This window comes from Shewanella violacea DSS12 (assembly GCF_000091325.1).
Taxonomy (GTDB): Bacteria; Pseudomonadota; Gammaproteobacteria; order Enterobacterales; family Shewanellaceae; genus Shewanella; species Shewanella violacea.
In genome coordinates, this window is sequence record NC_014012.1 from 236,568 (window position 1) to 254,061 (window position 17,494).

The 17,494-nt window shown below is 46.0% G+C and carries 13 protein-coding genes; 3 read left to right on the plus strand and 10 right to left on the minus strand.

Annotated features, from left to right (window positions below; genetic code table 11):
- Positions 1 to 29 precede the first annotated feature (29 nt).
- Together SVI_RS00935 and SVI_RS00940 are read right to left on the minus strand one after the other, a co-directional pair.
- Positions 30 to 1,235 (minus strand): GGDEF domain-containing protein, encoded by a 1,206-nt coding sequence (locus tag SVI_RS00935; protein ID WP_013049486.1) that lies wholly within the window; start codon positions 1,233 to 1,235, stop codon positions 30 to 32.
- 160 nt (positions 1,236 to 1,395) lie between these two features.
- Positions 1,396 to 1,809: a globin family protein gene (locus tag SVI_RS00940; RefSeq protein ID WP_013049487.1), complete on the minus strand. Its 414-nt coding sequence runs from the start codon at positions 1,807 to 1,809 to the stop codon at positions 1,396 to 1,398.
- A 195-nt stretch (positions 1,810 to 2,004) separates the two neighbouring features.
- Between SVI_RS00940 and SVI_RS00945 the strand changes: the two genes are divergently transcribed.
- Positions 2,005 to 2,820: a VOC family protein gene (locus tag SVI_RS00945; protein WP_013049488.1), complete on the plus strand. Its 816-nt coding sequence runs from the start codon at positions 2,005 to 2,007 to the stop codon at positions 2,818 to 2,820.
- Here SVI_RS00945 and SVI_RS00950 read toward each other — a convergent pair.
- Positions 2,817 to 3,830 carry a ribonuclease T2 family protein gene (locus SVI_RS00950; RefSeq protein WP_013049489.1) on the minus strand — a complete coding sequence of 338 codons (1,014 nt, stop codon included), beginning with the start codon at positions 3,828 to 3,830 and terminating at the stop codon, positions 2,817 to 2,819. The genes SVI_RS00945 and SVI_RS00950 overlap by 4 nt on opposite strands.
- Before the next feature lie 253 nt (positions 3,831 to 4,083).
- On the opposite strand from SVI_RS00950, the gene SVI_RS00955 reads away from it, so the two are divergent.
- Positions 4,084 to 6,114: a methyl-accepting chemotaxis protein gene (locus tag SVI_RS00955; RefSeq protein WP_013049490.1), complete on the plus strand. Its 2,031-nt coding sequence runs from the start codon at positions 4,084 to 4,086 to the stop codon at positions 6,112 to 6,114.
- A 79-nt stretch (positions 6,115 to 6,193) separates the two neighbouring features.
- Here SVI_RS00955 and SVI_RS00960 read toward each other — a convergent pair whose 3' ends face one another.
- The 7 genes from SVI_RS00960 to rsmD form a co-directional block, all read right to left on the minus strand.
- Entirely contained in the window at positions 6,194 to 9,325 is a 3,132-nt protein-coding gene (locus tag SVI_RS00960; protein WP_013049491.1) for an efflux RND transporter permease subunit, read from the minus strand.
- 134 nt (positions 9,326 to 9,459) lie between these two features.
- Entirely contained in the window at positions 9,460 to 11,262 is a 1,803-nt protein-coding gene (locus SVI_RS00965) for an efflux RND transporter periplasmic adaptor subunit (RefSeq protein ID WP_041419551.1), read from the minus strand.
- A gap of 22 nt (positions 11,263 to 11,284) precedes the next feature.
- Positions 11,285 to 11,986, minus strand: coding sequence for a heavy metal-binding domain-containing protein (locus tag SVI_RS00970; RefSeq protein ID WP_013049494.1), 702 nt, complete (start codon positions 11,984 to 11,986; stop codon positions 11,285 to 11,287).
- A 291-nt stretch (positions 11,987 to 12,277) separates the two neighbouring features.
- The gene (locus SVI_RS00975) at positions 12,278 to 12,718 is read right to left on the minus strand and encodes a hypothetical protein (RefSeq protein WP_013049495.1); all 441 of its coding nucleotides are present in this window, start codon (positions 12,716 to 12,718) and stop codon (positions 12,278 to 12,280) included.
- Between the two features lie 213 nt (positions 12,719 to 12,931).
- Positions 12,932 to 13,363, minus strand: coding sequence for a DUF2057 family protein (locus SVI_RS00980; RefSeq protein WP_041419552.1), 432 nt, complete (start codon positions 13,361 to 13,363; stop codon positions 12,932 to 12,934).
- A 184-nt stretch (positions 13,364 to 13,547) separates the two neighbouring features.
- The gene (locus SVI_RS00985) at positions 13,548 to 14,066 is read right to left on the minus strand and encodes a hypothetical protein (RefSeq protein ID WP_013049497.1); all 519 of its coding nucleotides are present in this window, start codon (positions 14,064 to 14,066) and stop codon (positions 13,548 to 13,550) included.
- A 231-nt stretch (positions 14,067 to 14,297) separates the two neighbouring features.
- Complete coding sequence (gene rsmD / locus SVI_RS00990) at positions 14,298 to 14,879, minus strand: 16S rRNA (guanine(966)-N(2))-methyltransferase RsmD (RefSeq protein ID WP_172634425.1); 582 nt, start codon at positions 14,877 to 14,879, stop codon at positions 14,298 to 14,300.
- Between the two features lie 375 nt (positions 14,880 to 15,254).
- Here rsmD and ftsY point away from each other — a divergent pair, with 375 nt between their 5' ends.
- Positions 15,255 to 17,486: a signal recognition particle-docking protein FtsY gene (gene ftsY, locus SVI_RS01005; protein WP_013049499.1), complete on the plus strand. Its 2,232-nt coding sequence runs from the start codon at positions 15,255 to 15,257 to the stop codon at positions 17,484 to 17,486.
- Positions 17,487 to 17,494: the final 8 nt, after the last annotated feature.

Genomic DNA, 17,494 nt, shown 5'->3' on the forward strand with positions numbered 1-17,494 from the left:
CATGATGGAGTCTTTACTATTTTATGGAGTCAGATGCAGATCTGGTTACGACCTCTCTTCTTGGCCCGATAGAGGGCCTGGTCGGCTCTTTTCAGGGCTTGATCGAAGCTTTCACCGCTGTGGCGCTCGGCAACCCCTATGGATATGGTGACACTGACCGTCTTCTTGCCAGCATTCTTTGACTTACTTCGTCTCGCCTTAGCCTGAGAGTTACTCTTCTTAGTGCGTTTATCTTCTCTTAAGACTATGGAGTAATCTTCTATCGACTCCCTCACATCCTCTAAATCATCAAGAATAGTTTGTGCATTTTTGCGGGGGAAGACGATAGTGAACTCCTCACCACCATACCTAAATACCTTACCGCCTCCGGATACCTGAGCCATCTTTGCCGCTACTAGTTTAAGCACTTGATCGCCGACGTCATGACCATAAGTATCGTTGAACTTCTTGAAGTGATCGATATCCAGCATGGCGACGCTGTATTTTCTTCCCAGTGAGAGCACCAGATTGTAGAGGGCACGCCGGGAAGCCAGTCCAGTTAGCTCGTCTCGATAGGCGAGAAAATAGGAGTCAATCAAGATGGTAAATAGGTAGATCACGGCCAGAGATGATAGGAGGACGGCGAGGGGGAATGCATCGGGCTGGAAATAGTAAAATACCCATATCCCTAAGGTCGTTAATATGGCGGTATTGACTAAGTTTGCTCGCCACATTGCACGGAAAAAAACTAAGATTAAGCAGCAAATAATGGGAGCGAGTGTAAGCGTCTGAGATGTCACATTTACCGGAGATTTTTCGATGATTTCGGCTTGAAATCGCTCAATAACTTCGAGCCAGATAAATCCCAGCCCTAAACCGATCATGATACCTAAGGCTCTCAGTATCCCATGGGATGAGACTAGCCCCCTGTCTTTAATGAAGGCAAACCAAGATATGACGATGGCACCGCCGATAAAGAGTTCATCTGTGTGGTTATTTACCATGGTAAACACTTGAGCCGAGCTCTGTTTACTCATATAAAATGCCACTAGCAGTAGAGCCAAGCAGGCCAGGCGACTGCGATTAAATTGCAATGCCATTGCCGCCGCTATGGACAACAACCAATAAGGCAATTGTGCAATTATTGCGTACCAGATCTGCCAACTGGCCTCAGTCACTTGAATCAAAATGAGCGCAATAAAAGTAATAAGCAGTGGCAGGATGAAATAACGACACCCATGTAAAAAAGATGACAAAACAAACCTCTATATTGATCTTATGTCTGGGATAACAGCAAACACTAATGGCCGAATATTCAAGCGCAGAAGATTTAACTTAGCGGTATCAATCGACATTTTTCGTCTCTTGGTAAAGCAGTATATGGAGTTTGTTTAGTTTTTAACACTTGTTTAACTATTAGGCTTTAATCTCTGGTTTCATGGTATCGGCTATTATATGTATGACAGATACCCAAGCCTGTCTGACTTCTTCGGTAAAAGCATCGCCTAAGCCGACTTTTAATGTGTGGATCAGCGCATTCCCCACTGGCGTGAAATGGCTTTTCTTGGTGCCATAGGCATTATGTCGCTGGGCAAGTTGCTGCAAAGCTGGGACTAATGTCTCGAGATCCTCTAAACCATCTACCGCCGCCTTTAGCATGGTTATCAGCTTGCGCCCTTGTACTTTCATGTCATTACGAAACAGGGGTTTCAATGAGGGATCGATACCGAATAGGGCATCATAGAATATTTCGGCGGCCTTCTCAGCTATGGGTTCTACCAGACTAAAGGAGTGTTGAACTAGTTGGATCTGCTTCTGTGTCAATGCCATGGGGTCATCCTTAATTCGGCTTAGTTCATCCTGATCTTGAAACGTTTTAATTTTATATAAGGGATATGCGCTAAATCATATTGGGCTAAATATGTACTCTGTTTAAAAAATATCTATTCCATTCAGCATAGACAGAAAATAGAAAACAAGCTTAACTAAATGCGTCTTTCTCTTTATTTACCAAGGACGTTGTCTATGAGAATCAATCAATATATTCAGGGCCAGCCTTGCTGGGTCGAGTTAGCGAGTCATGATGCATTGGCTGGAAAGCAGTTTTATGCAGACCTTTTTGACTGGGAAATTCAAGATATGCCGATACCGGGTGGCATATATACCATGTTCGGTTTAACGCCTGATCAAGATGCAGCTAGTGAGGGGGGAGATGTTATCGGCGCGGCTTATCAGATGCCAAAAGAGATGACTGAGCGAGGGGTCCCGACGACTTGGTTAGTTTATTTTGCCGTCGATAGTGTCGATGAAACCGTAGAGAAGGTGAAAGCTGAAGGTGGCAGCTTATCTATGGGTCCATGTGATATAGGTACCGCTGGCAGGATGGCCATGTTTATTGATCCCGAAGGTGCGAGATTCGCCGTGTGGCAGGCAGGGGATCATATAGGTGCTCGACGCCAGGGAGAACACGGCACCCTATGTTGGGTCGAGCTTGCCAGCAGAGATCCAGAATCCGCCAAGACGTTTTATCCCAAGGTTCTGCAGTGGACGAGTCAGGCGGGGGATATGCCTGAGTTCGAATACACAGAATGGCTAGTGGGTGATAAGCCTATGGGAGGCATGTTACAGATGAACCAAGAATGGGGAGATATTCCTCCCCACTGGACGCTCTATTTCACCGTGGATAACTGTGATGAAACGGTAGCCAAAGCTAGGAAATTGGGGGGGAAGGAATGTGTGCCTCCCACCGATATTGCCAATGTAGGGCGATTCGCCGTGATCAATGACCCACAGGGCGGCTTCTTCTCAGTTATCACCCTAAATTCAGAGCCAAACACCTAGTTACCGGCAGAATTAAGTAAAAATTGCTGCCCACATGAGCCTTTACGGGCATTAGTGGTTTTTGGTAACAGGGTTTTAATACTGTCACTGGAGAGGGATCCAGGAAGTTTTATCTGGATTTCCCGCAAGGAGCCTTGGGTGCATTGAAGGCTCAATTTTCGATAGGCCTGATTACCAAAACTCTTATTAAACGCTGTATTTAGCTCAGATCTGCTGACGACTTTTCCAATTCGATCTGCGATAAAATGTTTCACAAAATCTGATTGGTTGACTTGCTCGGTAAAGGCGATGGCTTTACCGAAGTACACCTCTGGGTCCTGCTCGGTACAAGTTCCATGTTTCCACCATTCATGACGTTGAAGACAGCTGGCATATTTGGCGCTTGGCATCACTCTATTCAGACGAGATCTGAGATCATGGGAAAGTGAGACTTGGGGATACTGGCAGAAGTGAGCGGGCTTATGTTTGACCTTACCGCAGTAGCCATAGTCACGACCGCAGCTATTTTTATTGGGCCAGAGTCCATGCAGAGTGAAGTGTGATGAGTCATATCGAGCCGATCTGTCTCCTTGGCACTCAGGTTTACCTTGGCCTTTTAGTTTGCAAAAAGCCGGTTGCCAGCTCAGTGCTAAAAGATGGGAGTCTTGAGATTGTGCCAGCTGGCAAGTATTGACCTGTTTAGATGTAGTGGCTTTAGGAGGTGATATCTGAACCTGAGTCGAGTCTAAGCTTATGTCGCCACATTTAGCTGAGACCCAGCGCATGGGAGAGTATTTAGCTTGGGTTTTTACCCTTACCCAGTCAGGTTGTTGCCGGCTGCCCAATCTTTCAAAAATAGCGTAGCGAGTCCCGGCTTGGGTGTGAAGTGAATCGGGATTTGTTTTTTTAGACTTAGATTGATAGAGCTCACAGGACTTATCGGCTAAGAAGCTGCCTGTTGCTGGAGTGGCATAGGCGTTGCTGCTGAAGATTAGTATTAAACTAATTAGAATTGAAAAACGAGCATGCATCTAAATAATCATCCATTGATTTTAAAGCGTTAGTTTAGCCTCAAATGGATTCTAGCGTTGTGACTTAAATCGTTTTCCTATTTTCAATTATTCAGTTAATTAGTTTTAGATTCGAGCAGGCGTGATAAAACTGCTTCTACACCAGATTTTCACTCTAGTTTTGAGCTTGGGTGTGCCTACATGCGCCGATGGGATTCCCTGCTAAACTTTAATGAGTTAAACCAGTCTGTACTCAACAGATGGATCTCTTGTTATGAAGCAACTTTCTATCCGGCAAAAAATAATATTGGGGTTTAGCACCATAGGCATACTCCTGATTGCCGCGAGTGGTTTTTTTTATCAGTCCTTGAGCCATATCAGCCGCGCCAATCTCGACATTGAAACTATCGCGGTTCCGGTGCAGAAGCAAAGCAATGCTTTACAGCTGAAACTACTACAGATGGTAAAGCTAGTAGCCGTGGCCAATACTCAAAAAATCAGGGAAGAGCTCCTGAACAGTCAAGAAGAATTCAATCAGCTCAGACTTAGCTTTACTCAACAATCTAATACACTAAAAAGCAAGATCTCGGATCAAGCACAGATGCAGAGTGCGCTGGGAGATTCAAATGATCTGTTTAATCACTTTATCGAAGCGAGTGATGCAATGATTGGTGCAAAGCTTGAAAATTTAGTAGCGAGTGAGGAGTTTAAGCAAAATTTTGATAAGTTTGCCGATGCTCGCTTCAGTGCAGCTAATGCCATGTTAGACCTAGAGCTGATCACGGTGGCAGCGGAGCAACAAAGGTTGTTAGAGGAGGTGATTGGCACAGGTACACGCATAGATGACATGCTGTTTACTATGGGTAATACCATGGCAGGCTTAATGCGTGTCGATGAACTCGACTCCCTCCTTGCTCACCAAGAGGACATGGCATTTCTGCTCAGTAATATTAGGAGCAACTTCGATTACCTCAAGAGACAGGCCGAGCCTTTGGATAGTCAATCTCTGCTCGATGAAGCTAGGGCTAATCTGAAAATTGTTTTTTATTATCTCGAGCAGCCTGGTGACTTGTATCGGTTACAGCGAGAGGTGATAGTTCAAGAGCAAGCGGCGCAAGCCGCTTACGGCCAAGTGCAGCAATATTTCTCTGGGAGTTTGAGTGAACTCGAGCACTTAGTGATACTGGCTGATGAGAGATTTATGGCGTTACAGCAAACGGCTAAAGATGAGATAGTCACGGGAGAGACATTAGCCATAGTGCTAGCCGTGGTATTTGTCATCATGGCCTGCCTGGTTTCCATGATGACGACTCGCGCCATGCTACGGCCGCTAAATGCGGTTAACAGGGCGTTAGCACGAATAGCTAGCGGTGACCTGAGCCGCAGAGTCACTAAGGTTAATGATGATGAGTTCGGCATACTTATCGATAGCATCAATAAGCTTGCGGAAGATCTCACTCAGCTGCTCAATGATATTCGAAAAAATGCACATAGACTCGATGAGTCGGCGACATCCTATAGTGAGCAGAGTCAAAGGATTGCAGGTGTGGCGAGTGTGCAGATAGAGCGCATAGATGAGGTTAAGAGGAGCGCGGAGCAGATGTCGGCCAGCTCAAATACGGTTAGGGATGTAGCCGATACCTCGGCAACAAATGTGACCGAAGCCAGCGAGCATAGTCACGAGATAAGGGAGATTGCCGATGCTAATAATGCCAGAGTGGCACGTCTGTCTGAACGCTTACTTGGCGCAGTGGAAATAATGGCCAGACTGACGAGTCATAGCAAGAATATCGGTGGCATCTTAGACACCATAGTGTCAATCGCCGAGCAGACCAATTTACTCGCTCTCAATGCTGCAATTGAATCTGCCAGAGCCGGTGAGCATGGCCGAGGTTTTGCCGTGGTGGCCGATGAAGTGAGAAATTTGGCCATGCGTACTCAAGAATCTACCGCAGAAATCCAGATAACGATTAGTGCTTTGCAACAGGAGACAGCCAGTGCCGATGAAGCTATAGGCTCGGCACAGTCACAGGCCTTCGAGTGTGAAGAGCTGAGTCAGGAATTAACTCGGGCAATAAAACTGATGGACAGCTCCTTGAGCTCCATAGAGCAAATGAGTAAGAATATTGCCCAGGTCGCTCAAGAACAGTTATCCGATAGCGAGAGTATAGTTTCAGGGATGAATGAGGCAGTCAAAGCTGCGGAGAAAAATTCTGATGAGGCCGCAGATATGTCCCAAGGAAGTACTAAGATGAATGAGCTGGCTCATTCTTTGACGAATTCAGTGGATAGGTTCCAGCTTTAACTTCCAGAAACCCATAAGCTTCGAAAGGCGTGCATAAAAAAACACCCAGCATTGGCTGGGTGTTTTGCTGGCTAAAGTTTTACTTATTTAGCTTACGTGAGTAAACCAAGAGATAGAGGGCTGGTAGTACAAACAGAGATAACAGAGGTGCTGTGACCATGCCGCCCACCATAGGTGCGGCGATCTTCTGCATCACATCATTGCCGGCTCCTGTGCCCCACATGATGGGCAGTAGGCCAAAGAAGATGGTCGCCACTGTCATCGCCTTGGGGCGAATTCGCATCACGGCACCTTCTATTAAGGCCTCTTTCAGATCGCTAACGGCCTCGTATTTACCTTTCTCTTTTCTATATTTGATGGCGTTGTTTAGGTAGACCAACATCACCACCCCAAACTCTGCTGCTACACCTGCCAGAGCTATCATACCCACGGCAACCGCAACAGACATATTGAAGTCCAGAGCATATAGGAGCCAGGTACTGCCTACGAGTGCGAAGGGCAAGCTGAACATGATCATGCAGGCTTGCACAGTCGAGCCAAATGTCATCATTAACAAGATGAAGATAACGCCCAATGCCATAGGGATCACTTGCTTAAGCTTCTCATCTACACGCTGCATATATTCATATTGGCCGGCAAAATCGTAGCTGTATCTCGGTGGCACCACTAGTTCATTTTCCAGTGCCGACTTAGCCTGACTGATATATTCACCAATAGAGGTTCCTTCTATATCGACAAACACCCAAGAGATTAAACGGCCATTCTCACTTTTTAGCATAGGTGGACCGTCGGTGATCTCTATATCGGCTAAGTTACGCAGTGGCAGATAGTGTCCGGTCTTAGTGATCACCGGCAGCTCTCTGAGCTTCTCGATATTATCTCTAAGTTCTCTAGGGTATCTGAGATTGATAGGGTAACGCTCGGCTCCCTGAACAGACTCGCCAATCTTCATACCGCCAATGGCATAGCGGACCACATCTTGGATATCGGTTAGTGTCATGCCATAGCGAGAGGCTACATCTAGCTTAGGCGTTATATCGATATAGCGGCCACCACCTACACGTTCGGCATAGGCCGATTTAGTGTTGGGCAGTTTACTGAGTATGGCTTCTATATCTGTGCCTATCTTCTGTAGTTCATTCACGTCGGCGCCGGTGATCTTAATGCCTACGGGAGTTTTTATCCCAGTGGAGAGCATGTCGATACGTGTCTTGATGGGCTGAACCCAAGCATTAGTTAGCCCGGGGATCTTAACCGTTTGCTGCAGCTGGTCGATGACATCTTTTAGCGTGTATCCCTCACGCCACTCATCTCTGGGCTTAAGCATTATGGTGGTTTCCAGCATGGTCAGAGGCGCTGGATCCGTCGCCGTTTCTGCACGACCTACCTTACCGAATACCCGCTTCACCTCGGGAACTGTCTTAATCAACCTGTCTGTCTGTTGCAGGATTTCGGCGGCCTTACTGGCACTGATCCCCGGCAAAGCTGTAGGCATATAGAGTAGATCCCCCTCATCGAGTTCAGGCATAAACTCACTGCCTAACTGGCTCATTGGATACCAGGCGCTCATCAAAGCGATGAATGCGACAACCAGTGTCATCTTTGGAAACTTAAGTACCAGAGTCAAAGCTGGCTTGTACATAGCGATTAGGCATCTACTGATAGGGTTGCTGGTTTCCTTAGGGATTTTTCCTCGGATAAAGAAACCCATCAAAACCGGCACAAGCGTGATAGACAGCACTGCAGCCGCTGCCATCGCGAAGGTTTTGGTGTAAGCCAGTGGGCTAAAGAGTCTACCCTCCTGTGCTTCCAAGGCAAATACCGGCATGAAACTCAGGGTAATGATCAGTAAGGAGAAGAATAGCGCAGGACCAACTTCGACCGAGGCTTCTGCTACCAGTTTCCAATGTTCATTCATGTCCGGTCGGCGTTTATTTTCCTGCTCGAAATGCTCCAGATGCTTATGCATGTTTTCGATCATCACGATGGCGCCATCGACTACTGCCCCTATGGCAATAGCGATACCACCTAAGCTCATGATATTCGCGTTGACGCCCATCTTATTCATCACTATGAATGCAATGAGTATCGCCAAGGGCAAGGTGATCACGGCGACTAAGGTAGAGCGTGCATGCATTAGGAATAACATGCAGACCAGGCCAACTACAAACATCTCTTCGAGCACCTTGTAGAACAGGTTTTCCACCGAGCTTTCGATCAATTGAGATCTGTCATAGGTAGGGATGATCTCTACCCCTTCCGGCAGGCCAGATTTAAGTTGTTCGAGCTTCTCTTTAACCGCTTTTATGGTGGCTAAGGCATTTTCACCATATCGCATGACTATGATGCCGCCGACAACTTCACCTTCACCATCTAGCTCGGCGATACCGCGGCGTGATGCCGGTCCTTTACGTACTGTGGCTACATCTTTGAGTAACAATGGGGTTCCCGAAGGACTGGTGACCCCGAGCGGGATCTCCCTAAAGTCATCCAATGTTTGGCGATAACCTTTGGCGCGAACCATATATTCCGCTTCCGCCATCTCGATAACCGAACCGCCGGCTTCGGAGTTGGACTTAGATATGGCATCTTTTATCGCAGCGATATCTAGCTTATAGATGGCCAACTTATCGGGTTCTATGACTATCTGATAGGTAAGCTCCATGCCGCCAACGGTGGCGACTTCAGAAACACCGGCAACGCTTTGTAGCTCAAGTTTCAGATACCAATCCTGTAAACTTTTTAGCTGAGAAAGGTCTAAATTCCCCGACCTGTCCACCAGAGCATATTCGAAGATCCAACCGACTCCGGATGCATCCGGTCCCAGCGATGGCTGAACCCCTTGAGGCAGGCGGCTACCTACTTGATTGAGATATTCCAGTACTCGGGAGCGAGCCCAGTAGATGTCTGTGCCATCTTCGAAGATGACATAGACATATGAGTCGCCGAAGAAGGAGTAACCACGAACGGTCTTGGCCCCGGGAACCGCCAACATGGCCGTAGATAGCGGATAGGTGACTTGCTCCTCGACTAATTTAGGCGCCTGACCCGGGAATGGTGTCTTGATTATAACCTGTACATCCGAGAGATCCGGTAGGGCATCTAAGGGCGTATTTCTTAGTTCCTGAACACCCCAGACTGTGATCATTATGGTGACTATAAGCACCATTAATCTTTGCTTGATAGAGGCTTGGATGATTTTCTTAAGCATGATCAACCTCACTAAGGATATCTTTGCCAATAGAGGCTTGGTCATTAGTATCTTTAAGCATGATCAACCTCACTAAGGATATCTTTGCCAATGGAGGCTTGAACATTAATATTGTTAAGCATATTTAAACCCTCCTAGTGCTGATGACCGCTAGTCAGGCGCATTAAGCTGCCCTTGAGACTGGCCTCTGAATCGAGTAAAAACTGGCCAGAAGTTATCACGAGTTCGCCTTCGTCCAAGCCATCGAGAATCTCCGCCTTGCCCTGGCTTAGCATGCCCACTGTGACCTTACGTGCGGTAAAACTGTTATTTTCAAGTTTCACTATGACGCGGTTCTCTTTACCCGTTTGGATTAGAGCCTCCTGAGGGATCACCAGTACATCTGCATTAGGGCCTCCGAAGATGTCTATCTTGGCTAAGGTGTTCGGCCTTAGCTCTAGCTTGTGGTTTTGAACTACAATTCTGACTCGTAAGCTGCGGGTCACAGGATCGAGTTCCGGATAGATATAATCTATCTTACCTTCGATGCCCTTGAACCCCATGGCTGGCACGGAAACTACCGCTCTTTGCCCCACTTCTAGCCAGCTCTGTTCATTCTCAAATACATCGGCGATCACCCAGACCTTGGAGAGGTCGACGATGGACATTATCTCGGTAGCCGGCTGAATATACATGCCATCTCTGACTTTTAGTTCTTTTACTATGCCGTCACTCTTGGCATAGAAGGGCACTCGATATTGAGTCTTTTTAGATTTTTTTAATGTATTTATCTGGCTCTTGTTAAAGCCTAATAGCTCTAATCTAATGCCCGCTTTTTTGAGTAAATCTTGGTAACCAGAATTTTTCCCCGTACGTCTCAGGGTGTCTTGGGCGAGCAGGAAGTCATCTTGTGCATTGATCAGATCCGGTGAGTAGATCTCATACAAGAGTTGGCCTTTAGTGATCTTATCGCCCACAGATTTGATGGTTAGCTTCTCGATCCAGCCAGTAACCCTGGCATGGATATGATTGATCTTACTCTCGTCATAATCTATCTGGCCTACGGTCTGCACAAACTTCCACAGAGTATCTTTTTCTACTTTAGCCACCTTTAGGGCTAAGGCTTGCTGCATGCCGCCGGAGACATGAATCTGGATCTCTTTGCTGCTGCCACTTACCTCTACTTTTTCTAAATTCATGCCGCAGATAGGGCAAGTTCCAGGTACATCGCTGATGATATGGGCGTGCATAGGACAGACATATTTAATGGTGCCACCGTCATTAAGTGAGGTGGGCTTAGCACTGTTAAACACTGTATCGGCCGGTGTGCTTGCTGCCTGATTAGCGTGTCCAGAGTGTTGTTCAGCAGAGGAGGTCTTCATATTCATGCCTCCTCTTTCTTCCTCCTCCTCTTCAACCAGGAACATGTTACAGATAGAGCAACGGCTACCGGGTTTATGACTGGTCACTTCAGGGTGCATAGGGCAGGAATAGTTTTTTTGTTCCGCCATAGCTGTCATAGCCATGGAATCAGCATTTTGGTCTTGTTGCTTACTACCTTCATCTAAGGTGAGGAACATGTTACAGATAGAGCAACGGCTACCGGGTTTATGACTGGTCACTTCAGGGTGCATAGGGCACGAATAGTTTTTTTGTTCCGCCATAGCTGTCATAGCCATGGAATCTGCATTTTGGTCTTGTTGCTTGCTACCTTCATCTAAGGTGAGGAACATGTTGCACTTAGGGCAGCGGCTGCCGGGTTCATGACTGGTCACTTCAGGATGCATAGGACACGAATAGGTTACCGTTTCATGACCTTGGTTATGATCAGTGTGCTCTGTCGCCGGACTCTGGGTCATCAGTGACTGAGAATGTGCTAACTGAGGGGTCACAATCATAAACAGGCTGAGCAGGTAGGCTAGTCTGTTACGTTTATTGTTCATTTCAAATTGACTCATAATGCCTTATCTCCACTCAAAATTAGTGTTTGTGGTGAACCGAAGGTTTAGTGTCAGCCTTGGCTTGCATAGGTGCTAGGTTCATTCCACATTTAGGGCAAGTATCAGCCTCTTTTCCTGTTATTGACGGATGCATAGGACAAGCATAGTTTGCATCTGCTTCGCCATGTTTGTGAGTTGAATCTTTATGGTTTGGACAAGTATGGTTAGCTGCTGCTTCACCATATTTATGAGTTGAATCTTTATGGTTTGGGCAAGTATGGTTAGCTGCTGCTTCACCATGTTTATGAGTTGAATCTTTATGGTTTGAGCAAGCATGATTAGCTACTGCTTCGCCATGTTTGTGAGTTGATTGTTTATGGCTTGGGCAAGCATGGTTAGCTACTGCTTCGCCATGTTTGTGCGTTGATTGTTTATGGTTTGGGCAAGTATGGTTAGCTTTATCTTCGCCATGCTTATGAGCTGAGGCATCATGGTGAGGATAGGAATCGCAGCCTTGTCCATGATGAGAACTTGCTTTTAAGGCGGTTAACTTCATGCCACATTTGGGGCAAGTCTCGCCCTTCTGACCTGTGACTTCTGCATGCATAGGGCAGGCATGATCGGCCTTCATATTATGGTGCTGACCGTGCTCATGCTGCTGTGCATGCTCATGGGCCAATGCCGTTGGCACAACAGAGAATAAGACTAATGCCGATAAAATAAGGCTAATAAGGGTTTTCATTGATAACTTCCATTAAATAGATGCCGTAATGAATTGATCTGCATTTTTTTGCTTATTGGTAAGCAAAAAGTTGAGCTAAATCGAATACAAGTAACGGCTAATGTAAATGCAATCTCAATAAATACTAGTGTTAAGCGCATAATAGGTCATAAGTCTGAGTGACAGATTCTATTCAAGAGGCTTAAAGCTACATATATAAATTGGATCGAGATAAATAATGTTCACAACATAACTAAACAGTCCATATGACTGGTGAAATTAAGGTATTGGCTACCTTAAAATCGGCTTGAGTTAAGCTATGGGAGGTCTGATATCTTTAGAGATTGAGATTGAATGGAAATAAGGCATTTGAGTGGCCAAAGCTAACTCAGAGGGACTAAATCCTGGCCAAGACTTAGTATCAAAAAGAGTGCCTGTCATCGAGATAACCAGACAATGATTACAATCACCCTGGCAGTAACCGTTGCTGTTACAGCAGCTCTGAGCTTCGTCGGGAAGCGCTTGGTTGACTTGCTCTGAGTCGCAGCAATGGGGGATGTTACCTGTCTGTTCTGAGTGGCAAGCGACTCCATCTTTCATGCTCATCATTTGTGAATGGTGTGAACCAGACATCATGGCTTCATGTGCTTGGGCCTTTCCTACCATCATAGATCCATTAGACAGCAGCCCTTGGCTCAGCATAGCGAGCAAGGTAAAGGCTATCAATGTGTGACGGCGAATAAGGCTAAACATAAAGTTTCCAATAATGAGTTGTGGTTAGTCTAACATGAGCGAGTAATAGTACCTTGATTGAATTCACATTTATCAATTTAAGCTCGACGAGCTAATTATTCAACCAAAGTCGGTGCTTATGACTGGCGTCATTCACTGTATCTAAATCTACACAAGATTATCTAGCCATTTAAATAAGGTTAGTTATCCAAATGGCATAGATTTCCCCTGAAATTACTTCTTTGCCAGTAGCAGCTGAGCCATGACTTGATAGTGAGTCAGCAAGGTGACATTTTTACTCTCTCCTTGGGGACTTTGCAGGCTGATAACTGGCTTGTTGATAAAGTCATAGGCTTCATCTTCAGTATCTATAATCGGCGTCATGGCTTGATATTGCACCTGGTTGTTCGCGTTTATGATGAGGTAGAGAGGCGCAGATTTTACCCATGCTCCAGAGTCATCGGCGTTAACTTCGAAGGTGTCGTGATACTTAAGCTCGATGAGATTCTTGCCCTTGGTGAGTTGAATCTCATGGGTGGCAAATATGGTTTCCCCGTTGATGCCAGTAACCGAGAGTGAATCAGGGAAAGATATGCTAGCGGCCGAAGATGAGAAGCTAGCTAAACTGGCAAAAATTAAGGCTGCGACTGTGATAAATGTTTTCATAATAGACTCCAATTGAAACTATGCCGGACAGGATCTAGGTTTAAATGCGGCTACTATGGAGCTCTTAAGATAATGCACAAGAGCACCTTCATAGATATAGGCATTAGGCCTGTCATTAGGCTAAAAATATAAATTGTTTTGGGTGCGCCCTTAGCAATACAAGTAGGCGCCAAGCTGATAAGTGTTAAGTTAAGCTTGTCCAAATTGGAGGGGGATTAAAGGTCGCGAGATCGACTGTCTGTGTCGACCAAGATAGAGTGTGAACTTTACCGTTGGATTCTGGGATCAATAGTGAAAATTGAGGGTGAATTAAGATACCACTAGGGCTAGCACAGTGAGATATACATCCCCCTGCAGCCATCATCTCGCATAGGGCATCACAGTCGATAAGAATATCACCATTATTAGCCATCATATTGGCGACCAGGGTGGCACATTCCTTCTCGCCATGGTGCATGGCCATCTCAACTTTAGAGCTTGTGTCTAAATCAGAGGAGTATGTAACTTGTGATGTGACTCTTGAGCTCTGTTGGGCTTGTGCCTGTGCCATGGACATCTTCATCCGTGTATCTGAGCTGTCCATCTCTGACATATGAGCATGAGTCAATGCGTGCAAAAATCTTGGCATAGCCATCACAGGTGTAAGCAAAAATTGCCCCACCAAGGTGATGATTAATACCAGATGTGTCATTTGCTTCAGCATTTTTCGCTCTTAATTCGTTAAATGAATATTGTGTTGCTGTAATAGACCTAGTAATTATAAAAACAGTTTCAAATCTTTTAAATATATTTTGATTAAAATTAATAACGGGCTAAATAAGAAGAGCGACTTAGAAGGCGATTAAAAATCTTCCTAGGTGCTAGGACCTAGGAATTTAACCTGTATTTATTCTTACCACTTACCACTTACCACTTACCACTTACCACTTAGGGCTTAGGGCTGATATTGATACAGGCGGTAGATCACTTGACCTGCCTTCTTCTCTTTTAGCTGTACCCAGTTAGAGGGTACGCTTAGCTGGGTGAGCTCGCTTTCGGTTTCCACATAGATCTGAGCATTTTCTTTGAGCCAGTTATGTTCAGCTATTAACTGAATACTCTTTTCGGCGAGATCTTTCCTGAATGGGGGATCGATATAGACGATATCGAAGCCTTCTTGGGGTTCAAGGGTTAATAATTTAAGAGTATCGCCCTTGATGACATCGGCCATAGATGAATCACATTTAAGGGTCTTTAGATTCAGTTTTAGTTGCTCGGCGGCACTTGCTTGAAGCTCGAAAACCTTGGCATAGCTCGCATAGCGAGAGAGTGACTCGAAACAGAGCGCACCACTGCCGCCGAAGCAATCCAGTATTCGAGCGCCGCTAAGGTCCCCTGCAAGCCAGTTAAATAGTGTCTCTCTGACTCTATCGGTTGTGGGCCTTAATCCTTCAAGATCGTGAATAGGTAAGCGTCTCGAGCGCCATTGGCCCGCGATTATTCTAACTTGGCCACTGGAAGGTTTATTTTTCGCCATCTCTTTACCCATCTGCTTTGCTGTTTTTGGTCTTAAGGGAGAAAGTGATAGACTGTTTCGCCCAATGAAAGGCGGTTATTTTACCCCAAAGCTAGTAGAAATGGTGAAAACCTGAGGTTATTGCTGGAAAAGGCTTGTTCCCCTGCATATTTACGCCTTTCTTGTGGTTATAATGTGGCCCCAAAATTAGTTTGGCTGTATGGCATCGTTAAAGTAATTATTTGAATGATTAATTAGCGATAAGTGATAGATAACGCAGCAGATACAGAATAGATAAATACATGATTGGATGGTTTCGCTGAGCTGTTACATAGCAGAGTCGGTAGTCCGTCCAGTTTAAAAGTTAAGTCAGTTAGTAGAGCACTGGTATTACACATGGCAAAGAAAGGTTTTTTCTCCTGGTTCCGTAGAGATAAGTCAAAAGATGAAGTCGAGGCTCCAGAGGTAGAGGTTACAAATAAAGCTGAAGAGCTGGCTGAAAAAGAAGCCGAAGCTCTTGTTTTAAAAGAGGCTGAGGCTCTCGCTGAGAGGGACGCTGCGGCGCTTAAAGCAGCTGCAGAGCAGGAACGTTTAGCTGCTGAGGCTCTTGCCGAGGAAGCGAGACAGGAAGCTCAGGCAAGACAAGAAGCTGAAGCTCAGGCAAGACAAGAAGCTGAAGCTCAGGCAAGACAAGAAGCCGAAGCTCAGGCAAGACAAGCAGCTGAAGCTCAGGCAAGACAAGCAGCTGAAGCTCAGGCAAGACAAGCAGCTGAAGCTCAGGCAAGACAAGAAGCTGAAGCTCAAGCGAGACAAGAAGCTGAATCTCAAGCGAGACAAGAAGCTGAATCTCAAGCGAGACAAGAAGCTGAAACTCAGGCGAGACAGGAAGCTGAATCTCAAGCGAGACAAGAAGCTGAAGCTCAAGCAAGACAAGCAGCTGAAGCTCAAGCAAGACAAGAAGCTGAAGCTCAAGCAAGACAAGAAGCTGAATCTCAAGCGAGACAAGAAGCTGAATCTCAAGCGAGACAAGAAGCTGAATCTCAAGCGAGACAAGAAGCTGAATCTCAGGCAAGACAAGAAGCTGAATCTCAAGCGAGACAAGAAGCTGAATCTCAAGCGAGACAAGAAGCTGAATCTCAAGCGAGACAAGAAGCTGAATCTCAAGCAAGACAAGCAGCTGAAGCTCAAGCAAGACAAGAAGCCGAAGCTCAAGCAAGACAGGAAGCCGAAGCTCAAGCAAGACAGGAAGCCGAAGCTCAAGCAAGACAGGAAGCCGAAGCTCAAGCGAGACAGGAAGCTGAATCTCAAGCGAGACAAGAAGCTGAATCTCAAGCGAGACAAGAAGCTGAATCTCAAGCGAGACAAGAAGCTGAATCTCAAGCGAGACAGGAAGCTGAAGCTCAAGCCAGACAGGAAGCCGAAGCTCAAGCAAGACAAGCAGCTGAAGCCCAAGCTAGACAAGAAGCTGAATCTCAAGCGAGACAAGAAGCTGAATCTCAGGCAAGACAAGCAGCTGAAGCTCAGGCTCTTGTAGAAAAAGAAACTGCGGCACAACAAGAAGCCGAAGATCTTGTTTTAAGAGAGGCTGAAGCTGTTGCTTTGAGAGAAGCTGAGGCTCTAGCGCTTGCAGAGAAAGAAACTGCGGCGCAACAAGAAGCGGAAAAGCAGCCAGAGCCACAGGCTAAACCTGCTAAAGAGGGCTTCTTTGCCCGCTTGAAGCGTGGTTTAAAGCGTACCAGTGAGAATATTGGTAGTGGTTTTGTGGGTCTATTCAAGGGCAAGAAGATCGATGATGATCTTTTTGAAGAGCTCGAAGAGCAGCTACTTATTGCCGATGTTGGTATCGAGACTACTACTCGTCTTATCGATAGTCTGACCGAGCAAGCGAGTCGTAAGCAGCTTAAAGATGGTGAAGCTCTATATGAACTACTGCGTGAAGAGATGCAGAAGACCTTAGACCCTGTGTCAATTCCTTTGGTTCCGGATAACGCCGATGGTCCCTTCGTGATCTTGATGGTGGGTGTCAATGGTGTAGGTAAGACTACGACCATAGGTAAACTTGCTAAACAATATCAGGCTCAGGGTAAATCAGTTATGTTAGCTGCAGGTGATACGTTCCGCGCCGCGGCAGTAGAGCAGTTGCAGGTCTGGGGACAGAGGAATGATATTCCAGTAATAGCACAACATACCGGAGCCGACAGTGCTTCAGTGGTGTTTGATGCGCTCCAAGCTGCACGGGCTAGAAAGGTTGATGTCTTGATCGCCGATACGGCTGGCCGTTTACAGAACAAAGCGCATCTAATGGACGAGCTAAAGAAAATTGTTCGTGTTATGAAGAAGTTGGATGAAAATGCTCCTCATGAGGTGATGTTGACCTTAGACGCAGGTACAGGGCAAAATGCGATTAGTCAGGCTGAATTCTTCAAGAAAGACGTAGGTGTGACAGGTATTACTATCAGTAAGTTGGATGGTACGGCCAAAGGTGGAGTGATCTTTGCCATTGCCGATAAGTTCGGTATACCAATACGCCATATCGGTGTTGGTGAGCAGATAGATGATCTACGTACCTTCGATGCGAAAGACTTTATCGATGCACTCTTTACCCAAGAGAACGAAGAACAAAAGTAACTTATTCT

Coding starts and splice junctions, on each gene's coding strand:
- SVI_RS00965 (WP_041419551.1), bottom strand. CDS start 11,262: ATGAGTCAATTTGAAATGAACAATAAACGTAACAGACTAGCCTACCTG.
- SVI_RS00940 (WP_013049487.1), bottom strand. CDS start 1,809: ATGGCATTGACACAGAAGCAGATCCAACTAGTTCAACACTCCTTTAGT.
- SVI_RS00970 (WP_013049494.1), bottom strand. CDS start 11,986: ATGAAAACCCTTATTAGCCTTATTTTATCGGCATTAGTCTTATTCTCT.
- SVI_RS00980 (WP_041419552.1), bottom strand. CDS start 13,363: ATGAAAACATTTATCACAGTCGCAGCCTTAATTTTTGCCAGTTTAGCT.
- SVI_RS00955 (WP_013049490.1), top strand. CDS start 4,084: ATGAAGCAACTTTCTATCCGGCAAAAAATAATATTGGGGTTTAGCACC.
- SVI_RS00945 (WP_013049488.1), top strand. CDS start 2,005: ATGAGAATCAATCAATATATTCAGGGCCAGCCTTGCTGGGTCGAGTTA.
- SVI_RS00960 (WP_013049491.1), bottom strand. CDS start 9,325: ATGCTTAAGAAAATCATCCAAGCCTCTATCAAGCAAAGATTAATGGTG.
- SVI_RS00985 (WP_013049497.1), bottom strand. CDS start 14,066: ATGCTGAAGCAAATGACACATCTGGTATTAATCATCACCTTGGTGGGG.
- ftsY (WP_013049499.1), top strand. CDS start 15,255: ATGGCAAAGAAAGGTTTTTTCTCCTGGTTCCGTAGAGATAAGTCAAAA.
- SVI_RS00950 (WP_013049489.1), bottom strand. CDS start 3,830: ATGCATGCTCGTTTTTCAATTCTAATTAGTTTAATACTAATCTTCAGC.
- rsmD (WP_172634425.1), bottom strand. CDS start 14,879: ATGGCGAAAAATAAACCTTCCAGTGGCCAAGTTAGAATAATCGCGGGC.
- SVI_RS00975 (WP_013049495.1), bottom strand. CDS start 12,718: ATGTTTAGCCTTATTCGCCGTCACACATTGATAGCCTTTACCTTGCTC.